General features: G+C 67.7%; 10 protein-coding genes. 2 read left to right on the forward strand and 8 right to left on the reverse strand.

The features are described 5' to 3' along the window. Window positions 1-156: 156 nt before the first annotated feature. The 5 genes from WDC87_RS15740 to efp all read right to left on the reverse strand — a co-directional run bounded on the left by WDC87_RS15740 (window position 157) and on the right by efp (window position 4,421). Window positions 157-861, reverse strand: coding sequence for a squalene/phytoene synthase family protein (locus WDC87_RS15740; RefSeq protein WP_072168401.1), 705 nt, complete (start codon window positions 859-861; stop codon window positions 157-159). Between the two features lie 11 nt (window positions 862-872). Continuing rightward, window positions 873-1,568 (reverse strand): phosphoglycolate phosphatase, encoded by a 696-nt coding sequence (locus tag WDC87_RS15745; protein WP_252745222.1) that lies wholly within the window; start codon window positions 1,566-1,568, stop codon window positions 873-875. Beyond that, window positions 1,565-2,281 (reverse strand): bifunctional 2-polyprenyl-6-hydroxyphenol methylase/3-demethylubiquinol 3-O-methyltransferase UbiG, encoded by a 717-nt coding sequence (gene ubiG / locus WDC87_RS15750; protein WP_188240790.1) that lies wholly within the window; start codon window positions 2,279-2,281, stop codon window positions 1,565-1,567. The genes WDC87_RS15745 and ubiG overlap by 4 nt, the downstream gene beginning before the upstream one ends. A 24-nt stretch (window positions 2,282-2,305) precedes the next feature. Then, window positions 2,306-3,649: a TRZ/ATZ family hydrolase gene (locus tag WDC87_RS15755; RefSeq protein ID WP_252745221.1), complete on the reverse strand. Its 1,344-nt coding sequence runs from the start codon at window positions 3,647-3,649 to the stop codon at window positions 2,306-2,308. 205 nt (window positions 3,650-3,854) lie between these two features. Then, on the reverse strand, window positions 3,855-4,421 hold the full coding sequence (efp, locus tag WDC87_RS15760) for an elongation factor P (RefSeq protein ID WP_005410381.1): 567 nt from the start codon (window positions 4,419-4,421) through the stop codon (window positions 3,855-3,857). 96 nt (window positions 4,422-4,517) lie between these two features. Between efp and epmB the strand changes: the two genes are divergently transcribed. Continuing rightward, entirely contained in the window at window positions 4,518-5,558 is a 1,041-nt protein-coding gene (gene epmB / locus WDC87_RS15765; RefSeq protein WP_111007931.1) for an EF-P beta-lysylation protein EpmB, read from the forward strand. A 71-nt stretch (window positions 5,559-5,629) separates the two neighbouring features. Here the strand turns inward: epmB and WDC87_RS15770 are convergent, their stop codons facing one another. The 3 genes from WDC87_RS15770 to WDC87_RS15780 all read right to left on the reverse strand — a co-directional run bounded on the left by WDC87_RS15770 (window position 5,630) and on the right by WDC87_RS15780 (window position 9,502). Next, the gene (locus WDC87_RS15770; RefSeq protein WP_005417742.1) at window positions 5,630-7,756 is read right to left on the reverse strand and encodes an EAL domain-containing protein; all 2,127 of its coding nucleotides are present in this window, start codon (window positions 7,754-7,756) and stop codon (window positions 5,630-5,632) included. Then, entirely contained in the window at window positions 7,753-8,628 is an 876-nt protein-coding gene (locus WDC87_RS15775) for a phosphate/phosphite/phosphonate ABC transporter substrate-binding protein (RefSeq protein WP_227836954.1), read from the reverse strand. The genes WDC87_RS15770 and WDC87_RS15775 overlap by 4 nt, the downstream gene beginning before the upstream one ends. A gap of 103 nt (window positions 8,629-8,731) precedes the next feature. Further along, window positions 8,732-9,502: an RNA methyltransferase gene (locus WDC87_RS15780; protein ID WP_252745220.1), complete on the reverse strand. Its 771-nt coding sequence runs from the start codon at window positions 9,500-9,502 to the stop codon at window positions 8,732-8,734. 120 nt (window positions 9,503-9,622) lie between these two features. Between WDC87_RS15780 and WDC87_RS15785 the strand changes: the two genes are divergently transcribed. Beyond that, the gene (locus WDC87_RS15785; RefSeq protein WP_049468091.1) at window positions 9,623-10,450 is read left to right on the forward strand and encodes an inositol monophosphatase family protein; all 828 of its coding nucleotides are present in this window, start codon (window positions 9,623-9,625) and stop codon (window positions 10,448-10,450) included. Window positions 10,451-10,692: the final 242 nt, after the last annotated feature.

The following is a 10,692-nucleotide window of genomic DNA, read 5'->3' on the forward strand; positions in this document are numbered from 1 at the left end:
ACTGGTATGTGCTCTATTTATTTTTTCCAACCCGCATGGCTGTGTTTGTTGTTGGTGAAGAAAAATTCTGTTTGGGGGGGCCGGGGGTCGGAAAACCTTTTTTATTCGCCGGGCCCCCGGCCCCGGCCCCCCGGGGCCCACTACTAGACAGTTGGATCAACCGCGGGCAGCCCACCACACGCGCAGCAACGTGCGCACCGGGGTGGCTTCGATTGGCTTGCCTGCGGCCTGCGCGGCAACGCGGGCGCGCGCCAGGCTCGACCACACGCGCCGCGGGCGCGGGCCCGGCACGCGGCTGCCCCATCCTTTCAACAGGTACTGGGCCCAGCGCTGCGCGGCCGTGCTGGAATCCTCATCCAACAGGCTGCGCGGCACACCGGCCACGCCGGCGTCCTGCAGGCGCTGGGCCAGGGTCTGCAGCTGCACCGCACGACCGGCGCCGGTGCGCGGCTTGTCGGCAAACAAGGCCGCTTCCACTGCGGCCACGGCGTCGGCGTAATTGACCAGCGCACGCTCGGCACCGGCTGCATCCAGCGCAACGGTACGCGCTTCAACGAGGTCCGGCAGTGCTTCGGCCAGTTGCACCCACGGCGCACGCACCGGCTCCAGCAGACGGCCCAGCGGATGGCGCGAACGATGCCCTGCCCAGCTGCGCAGCTCCTCGCCCCACCACGCCAGCTTGGCATCGGCGGGCAGCGGATCGCCGCTGGTGTTGAGCATGTCGTCGAACTCCTGCAGCAGCGCAAACCACGCCACTGCGAGCTCGCGTTGCGGTTCGGCCACGAACGGGGCGGCCACCGACCATTCCGGCCAACGGCTGCGCCACTTGTCGAGGAAACTGTCCAGCGCGGTACTGCTCACTACGGGATTCCTTACGGCTGGGCCGGGGCTGCCAGCCGGGTCGGCCAGAGACTGGCCAGTTGCAGAAGTTCAGCGTTCTCGACCAGCACGTCGGCCTGCCAGGCCAGCGGATCGTCGCTTTGCAGGCGGTAGCCCCACAGCGCCGCCACCGACGGCATCGCGGCAGCACGTGCAGCGATGATGTCGCGCTCGTCATCACCCACGTACACGCAGTCTTCGGCGGCCATGCCAATGGCCTGCGCAGCGTGCAGCAGTGGAAGCGGGTGCGGCTTGCGCTCGGCCAGGCTGTCACCGCCGACCAGCACCGCGCAGCGCTGCTGCCAACCCTGCTGCGGCAGGATCAGGCGCGCCAGGTGCTCCGGCTTGTTGGTGACGATGCCCCATACCGTACCGGCCTCATCCAGCGCGGCGAGCATGCCGGCCACGCCGTCGAACAGCACCGCGTGCTGGCCGATCAGCGCTTCGTAGCGCTGCAGGAATTCCGGGATCAATGCATCGCGCGCAGCGGCATCCAGGTCCGGGAAAGCGGCCCCGACCATCGCGCGCGAGCCCTTGGAGACCACCGGCCGCAGCTGCGCCGGATCGATCGCTGCCCGGCCCCGCTCGGCCAGCATCGCATTGCAGGTGGCGACGAAGTCCGGCGCGCTGTCCAGCAACGTGCCATCCAGGTCGAACAGCACCGCACGCGGGAAGCGGGCGGAGGTCATGCCGGCTTGACCGCGTAGGCCAGGTAGTTGATGTCGGTGCGGCTGCTCAGGCGGGCATGGTTGCGCCACGGCTCGTAGGCCATGCCGCTGACATCCACCAGCTGCAGGTCAGCCTCGCGCAGCCAGCGCGCCAGCTCGGCCGGCTTGATGAATTCCTGGTAGTGGTGGGTGCCTCTGGGCAGCAGCCGCGCCACGTACTCGGCGCCGACAATCGCCACCGCGAAGGCGGCCGCGGTGCGGTTGATGGTCGACAGGAACAGGTGGCCGCCCGGCTTCAGCAGGCGCTTGCAGGCGTCGATGATCGCGCCCGGGTCTGGCACGTGCTCCAGCATTTCCATGCAGGTGACCACGTCGAAACTTCCCGGCTGCTCGGCGGCCAGATCCTCGGCGGCCTGCACGCGGTAGTCGACCTTGGCGCCGCTTTCCAGCGCATGCAGGCGCGCGACCTTCACCAGTTCCGGGGCCAGGTCGATGGCGGTGACGTCGGCGCCGGCCTGCGCCAGCGCTTCGCTCAGCAGCCCGCCACCGCAGCCGATGTCGAGCACGCGCGCGCCACGCAACGGTACGCGGTCGGCCACGTACTTCAGGCGCACCGGGTTCAGCGCATGCAGCGGCTTCTGCGGGCCGTCAGCGTCCCACCAGCGGTTGGCCAGCGCGGCGAACTTGTCCAGCTCGGCCTGATCGAAATTGGAGGAAGCGTGGGGGACAGTCATGAGGGGTCCTTGCGGCGCCAGGGATCAGGCGCGGATATGACGGATGCGCTCGCGCCACTGGCGCGCGTTGGCGATGATGCCCGGCAGGTCCATGCCGACCAGCTCGCGCTGCACCAGCTTCGGCTTGCCGGCGATCCAGACGTCGCTGACCTGCTGGCGGCCGGTGGCATACACCAGCTGCGACAGCACGTTGTGCAGCGGCTGGGTTTCCAGCGCCGACAGGTCGACACAGACCAGGTCGGCCTGCTTGCCGACTTCGATCGAACCGATGCGGTCAGCAAAGCCCAGCGCACGGGCGCCGCCCAGCGTCGCTGCGCGCAGCGTGGTGGCCGCGTCCAGCGCGGTGGCATCATCGGCCACGGCCTTGGCCAGGATCGCTGCGGTACGGTTCTCGCTGAACATGTCCAGGTCGTTGTTGCTGGCGCAGCCATCGGTGCCGATCGCCAGGTTCACGCCGGCGCGCTGCAGGGCGCAGGCCGGGCAGAAACCGGAGGCCAGCTTCAGGTTCGATTCCGGGCAATGCACCACGCTGACGCCGCGTTCGGCGCACAGGTGGATTTCCGCATCGGTCAGCTGGGTCATGTGCACCGCGATCAGGCGGTCGTTGACCAGGCCGAGCCGATCCAGCCGCGCCAGCGGGCGCTGGCCGTGCAGCTTGATCGAATCGTTGATCTCCTGCGCGGTCTCGTGGGTATGCAGGTGCACCTGCATGTCGAGCTGGTCGGACAGCATTCGCACCCGCTCGAAGTTGGCATCGTTGACCGTGTATGGCGCATGCGGCGCGAACGCGGTGCCGATCAGCGGATCGGTGCGCCACTGATCATGCAGTTCACCGGCCTTGGCGAAGTATTCGTCGTCGGTCCTGGCCCAGGCGGTGGGGAAATCGATGATGACCGCGCCAACCAGTGCGCGGAAACCGTGCTTCTTGTAGACCGCAGCCTGCACGTCGCCGAAGAAGTAGTTCTCGTTGGCACAGGTGGTGCCGCCGCGCAGCATCTCGGCGATGGCCAGGGTGGTGCCGTCGGCGACGAACTCGGGGCCGATCACCGCCGCTTCCACCGGCCAGATGTGCTGCTGCAGCCAGGTCATCAGCGGCAGGTCGTCGGCGACGCCGCGCAGCAGGGTCATCGCGTTGTGCGTGTGCGCGTTGACCAGGCCCGGCATCAGCGCCGACTCGGGGCGGCTGACCACCTGTGCGGCACGGAAGCGTGCGCGCGCCTCGGCACGCGGCAGGATGGCCACGATCTCGCTGCCACGCACGGCAACGGCATGGTCTTCCAGCACCACCGCATGCGGCTCGATCGGAACGACATGACCGGCTTCGATGAGCAGGTCGCAGGCTTCGGGGAGGTGCGGGCTATCGCTCATGCGGGCTCACTGGCTGGGGGCGGCGAGATACTTCTGGGGAACACGCCCCTGAGTCAGGGGCTGCCGCGAAGCGGCGGGGTCTGGAGACCCGTGAAGCGCGGCCCATGATCTGCCGAAGCAGATCATGGGAGCGCCAGCGCGAATGCACTGGCGCGTATCCGAGCATGGCTCGGCTCTACAGCAAGGTCGGCCTGCGGCCGGAACCTTATTTGACGCGTGCGGAGTATTCGCCCGAACGGGTGTCGACACGGATCACTTCGTCCTGGTTGACGAACAGCGGCACGCGCACCACGGCACCGGTTTCCAGGGTGGCCGGCTTGCCGCCGCCGCCCGAGGTGTCGCCACGGACGCCCGGATCGGTTTCGGTGATCTTCAGTTCGACGAAGTTCGGCGGCTGAACGAAGATCGGCTCGCCATTCCACAGGGTGACCACGCAGGACTCTTCGCCCTTCAGCCACTTCTCGGCGCCGCCCATGCCAGCCTTGGTGGCCTGGACCTGCTCGAAGGACTCCGGATCCATGAAGTGCCAGTATTCGCCGTCGCTGTACATGAAGTTCATGTCGGTATCGACGACGTCGGCTGCATCCAGCGAGTCGGTCGACTTCATGGTCACTTCCTGGGTACGGCCGTCCTTGATCAGGCGGTACTTCACGCGGGTGAAGGCCTGGCCCTTGCCCGGCTTGACGTATTCGGTGTCGATGATGACGGCCGGTTGGTTGTTGACCAGGATCTTCATCCCGTTCTTGACGTCGTTCATGCCGTAGCTGGCCATGCGTAAACTCCTGAGTGGCAGAAACGCCGCGGGTGCGGCGAGCCGTTAGAATGGAAAGCCCACCGGATGCCGGTGGGCGACTGTTTTTCTGCCCCCATGATAACCGCAGGCCCCCTCTCCATGCAGCTTTCCGCCTTCCCCCGGCCCCAGTCGCCAGGCGCGCCCGTGCGCTGGCAGCAGCTCTGGCGCCAGGCGCTGCGCGACCCCCACGCCCTGCTGGCCCGGCTGCAGCTGGACCCGGCGGCGCTGGGTGTCTCGGAGGCGGCCATGAACCAGTTCGCACTGCGCGTGCCCGAGGGCTTCGTGGCCCGCATGCGCGTGGGCGATGCGGCCGACCCGCTGCTGCGCCAGGTGCTGCCGATCGACGAGGAAATGCGCCCGGCGCCCGGGTTCAGCTTCGATGCGGTGGGTGATGGTGCCGCCAGGAAGGCCACCGGCGTCATCCAGAAGTACCGTGGCCGCGCCCTGCTGGTCGCCACGGGCAGCTGCGCGATCAACTGCCGCTACTGCTTCCGCCGCCACTTCGACTATGCCGCGGAGAACGCCGCCAAGGGTGGCTGGCAGGAGGCCGTAGCCGCCATCGCGGCCGACCCGGACATCGATGAGGTGATCCTGTCCGGCGGTGACCCGTTGTCACTGGCCACGCACAAGCTGGTCGAGCTGACCGACGCCCTGCGCGCGATTCCGCATATCCGCCGCCTGCGCATCCATACCCGGCTGCCGATCGTGCTGCCGGAACGCGTGGACGATGAACTGGTGTGCTGGCTGGGCAGCCTGCCATGGCCGCTGGCGATCGTGGTCCACGCCAATCACGCCAATGAATTCGACGCCAGCGTGGACGCGGCGATGGCCCGCCTGCGCGGCGTCGGCGCCCAGCTGCTGAACCAGGCCGTACTGCTGCGCGGGGTCAACGACAGCGTGCAGGCCCTGCAGGACCTGAGCGAGCGCAGCTTCGCCGCGGGCGTGCTGCCCTACTACCTGCACCAACTGGACCGGGTCGAAGGCGTGGCCCACTTCGAAGTGGATGATGCCCAGGCCAAGGCACTGATTGCCGGCCTGACCGCACGCCTGTCCGGTTATCTGATCCCGAAACTGGTGCGCGAACTGCCCGGCGACCCGAGCAAGCGCCCGCTGTAAAAAAAGGGACGGAGGGGATTAAGTCGCAAATGCATAAGCGACTTAATCCCCTCCGTCCCCTTTTGTGTCGGTCAGAGGCCCGACTCGATCATCCGCACCACTTCGGTGGCGGTCACCGGGTGGCTCAGCCAGTAGCCCTGGCCAAGATCGCAGCCGCGCTGCACCAGCAGTTCGAACTGCGCCTGCTGCTCGATGCCCTCGGCCACCACGGTGATGCCCAGTGCGTGGGCCATGGCGATGATCGCCGTGGTCAGCGCCAGATCGTCGGGATCGCGCTGCATGTCGGCCACGAAGCTCTTGTCGATCTTCACGCCGTCCACCGGCACCTGGCGAAGATGGCTGAGACCGGAGAAGCCGGTACCGAAATCGTCCAGCCAGACCTTCACGCCGGTGCGGTGCAGCTTGTCCAGCAGCTGCGCGGCAACCATTTCGTCGCCGATCACCGCGGTTTCGGTCAGTTCCAGGTGCAGGCGCGACGCCGGCAGCCCGGACTCGTGCAGGCACTGCGCGACCAATGCCGGCAGTTCACCGCCGCGCAGCTGCCGCGGCGACACATTCACCGACACGAACAGATCATCGCCGCCCGCCCCGCGTGGCCACTGCGAGGCTTCCATGCAGGCCGCACGCAGCACCTTCGGGCCGATGAGCTCGATCAGCCCGCTCTGCTCGGCCACTTCGATGAACACCGACGGCGGAATCGTTCCCAGGGTCGGATGCTGCCAGCGCAGCAGCACTTCCACGCCGACCATGCGCCGGTCGCGCATGCGGAAGATGGGCTGGTAGGCCAGGCGCAGCTCGCCGCGCTCCCAGGCCCCGCGCAGCTCCTGCTCCATGTGCACGCGGCGCTCGACCGCGTGGTCCATCGCACGGCTGTAATAGCGGTAGCAGTTCTTGCCGGCCATCTTGGCCTGGTACATGGCGATGTCGCCGTTCTTCAGCAGCGTGGTCGCATCAGCGGCATCGTCCGGGAACAGGGTCACGCCGATCGAAGTGCCTAGGAACAGTTCCCGGCCCTGCACCACCAGCGGCTTGCCCAGCTCGCGCACCAGCACTTCGGCCAGCAGCCGTGCGTTGGCCGCCACGTCGCCATCACCGACCAGGATCACAAACTCGTCGCCGCCAAAGCGGGCCAGCAGCGCTTCATCGCCACCGGCTTCGGTAACCGCACTGCCGATGCGCTGCGCGAACTGCAACAGCGCTTCGTCACCGGCCTCATGGCCCAGGGTGTCGTTGACGCGCTTGAAGTCGTCGATATCGGCAAACAGCAGGCCCAGCCGATGATTGGATGCGCGCGCGGCCATCAGGCGATGGTCCAGCGCTTCCCGGAATGCCAGCCGGTTGGTCAGCCCGGTCAGCGCATCGGTATAGGCCATGCGCCGCACCTCGCGGTCATGGCGGGCGATGGCATCGCGCATGCGGGCGAAGCCGCGCACCAGCTCGCCGACTTCGTCGTCGCGGGTGTTCTCGGCCAGCGGCGCCTGGTAGTCGCCCGCCTCGATGCGGCGCGCCGCAGCGGCCAGGTCCCGGATCGGCGCCACCAGGGTGCGCTGCACGTACAGGATCACCACCACGCCGATCACCACCAGCAGGCCCAGCATCAGCAGCAGCCAGCCCAGGTGGCGGCTGCCGACCTGCTGCAGGCGCTCGCCGAGCGTGGCATTGGCGGCCTGTTCGCGCTGCTGCACCTCGTCCAGCGCCATGCCGACGCGGACGCCGCCGATGCGCTGGTTGCCGACCATGATCGGCATGGTGTTGTCGAGCACCTTGGGCGATTCCTGCACCACCAGCGCCTGCGCCACCGCGGCCTTGGGGGCCAGCGGGTCGGTCATCGGCTGGCCGAAGCCGGACACCTCTATCGAGCCGTCATGCACCAGCCGGCCGCGTTCGTCGAACACCAGCACATAGCGCACGACCGGTTGCCGTGCGGTGCTGCGCACAAGCGCACCGACCTGGTCCAGGTCGCGGTAGTACAACGGGTTGGCCAGCGCGTCGGACAGCTCGCGCGCCATTGCTTCGCCGCGGCTGCGCACGCTGCGGTCGAACAGTTCATGGATGACGCCACCACTGAGGTTGCGCACCTCGCCCTGCATCGCCGCCTGCCGCCCCAGCAACACCGCCAGGATCGCCACCACCACGACCATCGCCCCGCCCATCGCCAGCAGGAACCGGGCCTGCATTCCCGAGCCGAGCCACTTCATTCCACTTCCATCCGCACGCGCGTCAATCCTTGTTTCAATTCATCCAGCCGCTGCTGCGCATGCGCATCGACGCGGTGGAAACCGGAAGTGCCGAAAAACCGATGCAGCGCCCCCTGTGCCTGCGGGTCGCTGGCCGCCTGCAGCAGGACGTCCTGCAGCCGGTCACGCACCCGCGGGTCAAGGTCGGCGCGAACCATTTCCACCGCCCGTGGGTAGGGTTCGGTGCGCAGCAGTTCGCGGAAGTCGCGCCGGAATGCTGCAGGCATCCGTCGCTCGTCATTCCAGTCCACGCTGCTCACCGCCCCCACTTCGACCATGCCCTTGTGCACGAACGTGGCGATGTTCAACTCGCTACGTGCGAACACGTACCCCACGCTGTCCCGGCCCGGCACGTCCCACACACCGGCCAGGATCTGCGGCGCCAGCCCCTCCTGCAGCAGCGTCATCACCGGCACCAGGTAGGCACTGGTGGACGCCGTGTTCTGCAGCGCCAGGCGATGCCCGCGCAGGTCCTGGATCCGCTGGATCGGACTGTCGCGACGCACGAAGAACACGGTCTGGTACTCACGCACGCCATTGCGCTCGGTCAGCAGCAGCGGCCGCGCGCCACTGCGCTGGCCCAGTGCCACCGCCGTACCCGACGTTTCCGTGACCCAGTCGACCCGCCCCCGCCGCAGATAGCTGGCCATCTGCTGCGGGTCGCGTGCCATCAGGATCCGCCCTTCCTTGATGCCGACGTCGTGCATGCGTGCCACTACATAGTCCAGCAACGGTTGCAGCTGCTCGTAATGGGCCTTGGGATCATCGCTGATCCGGCCCAGCACCAGCACCCGGTCCGGTGCTGCATGCACCGTCCCGGCCAGCAGGATCATGACCAGGCTCAGCAGTCCCCTCTGCACTGCCCTTCGCAGACCCGACACAGGCTTCATCCCCCCTGGGTATCCGGACAGACTACCCGAAAAAATGAGAACGTCGTCAGCTGTCCTTGTTGCCCGCCTGCGCCAGCCGCGCCATCCGCTGGGTGTCGGAAAGGATGCCGCGCAACAGGCGCACTTCCTGCTCGCTCGGCTCGCTGCGCAGGAACAGCCGGCGCAGCTTGCGCATCGCCGATTCCGGCGCGCGGCCCTTGTGGAAATCGATCTCGTCCAGGGTGTCGCCAAGCTGGGCGAAGAAACTCTCCATCTGTTCATGGCTTGCTGCCTGTTCGCGGAAACCGGGCTCGGCGTCCGCGGCCGGCTGCGCGCCCAGCAGCTGCATGCGTGTCTCATAGGCCAGCACCTGCACGGCGGCAGCCAGGTTGAGCGAGCTGAACGCCGGATCGGACGGGATGTGCACCGCCGCGTGGCACAGCTGCAGTTCTTCGTTGGTCAGGCCAGTGCGCTCACGGCCGAACACCAGCGCCACCTCGGCGCCCTCGCCCGCCTTGGCCACCGCACGAGCGGCGGCATCGGCCGGCAGGTACTCCTCCAGCTGCACGCGGCGGGCACGCGCGGTGCAGCCCAGCACCAGGCGGCAATCGGCCACGGCCTCGGCCAGGGTGGCGACCACCGGGGCGTCCCCCAGCACATCTTCGGCACCGGCAGAGCGGCGGAAGGCCTCCTCGTCCAGCGGTTTCTCGGGGGCGACCAGCACCAGGCGGGCCAGGCCCATGGTCTTCAGGGCACGGGCGGCGGCCCCCATGTTGCCGGGGTGCTGGGTACCGACCAGGACGAATCGGAGGCGGGTGGTGGCAGGAAACTGGGACATGAACAGGGAAAAGGTCGAGCTGGACGATGACCAATGGTAAACTGTGCGGCCGGCCACTGCGCCGGACCCGCTCTTTTCCCCCGCCAGTCCATCTCTTCTGCCTTTCCGGGAGCCCACGCCATGCAGAAACCCGCCGTCACCGTCATGGTCAAGGCCGCCCGCCTCGCCGGCAACGTCCTGTTGCGCAACATCAACAAGCTCGAGGCACTGAACGTGGTGCAGAAGGGCCGGATGGACTACGCCAGCGAAGTGGATGCGGACGCGGAAAAGGTCATCGTCAAGGAACTCAAGCGCGCTTACCCGGACTACGGCATCTTCGGCGAAGAAGGTGGCGTGCAGGGCGAGCGCCGCCAGATGTGGGTCATCGACCCGCTGGACGGCACCAGCAACTACCTGCGTGGCGTGCCGCACTACTGCGTGTCGATCGCGCTGGTAGAGAACGGCGAGCCGACCGACGCGGTCATCTTCGACCCGCTGCGCAATGAGCTGTTCACCGCCAGCCGGGGTGCCGGCGCCGTGCTGAACGACCGCCGCATCCGCGTGGCCGAGCGCAAGGATCTGGAAGGCACGATGATCCACACCGGTTTCGCCCCGCGCGAGCGCAGCCGCGCCAGCGCCCAGCTGAAGGCGGTCGACGCCCTGCTGGTGCACGGTGAGGACATCCGCCGCACCGGTTCGGCGGCACTGGACCTGGCCTACGTGGCCTGCGGCCGTGCCGACGCCTACTTCGAGGCCGGTGTGAAGGCGTGGGACATCGCCGCCGGCCTGCTGCTGGTCCGCGAGGCGGGCGGCAAGGTCTGTGACTTCAAGGGCGCGACCCTGGGCCGCATGGACAACCGTGGCCCGGAGACCCACCAGATCGTGGCCGGCAACCTGAAGGTGGCCGAGTCGCTGCAGAAGGTGCTGGTGAACACCGGCTACGCCGCCGAGTTCGACGCGAAGTTCTGAGGTTTTGCGTAAAGCGGTTCATGGAGACGGCGCCTGCGAGGGTGCCGTTTTCGTTTGTGCGCACGGAGATTCGTTTCCGCGACCGCGGGGGGGGGGGGGGGGGGTTTTTGTGGTCGCACATAAATGAAAACCCCCCCGGCCCCAGAAAACACAAAAGCGCGCCTCGACCGCCCCCCCCAACGGCCGCGCGCCCCCAAAAAAAAACCACCCCCGCCCCCGCCGCGCGTCTTACAGACACATAT

Origin of the sequence: Stenotrophomonas maltophilia group sp. Smal12 (assembly GCF_037079935.1) — a bacterium.
GTDB lineage: Bacteria > Pseudomonadota > Gammaproteobacteria > Xanthomonadales > Xanthomonadaceae > Stenotrophomonas > Stenotrophomonas sepilia.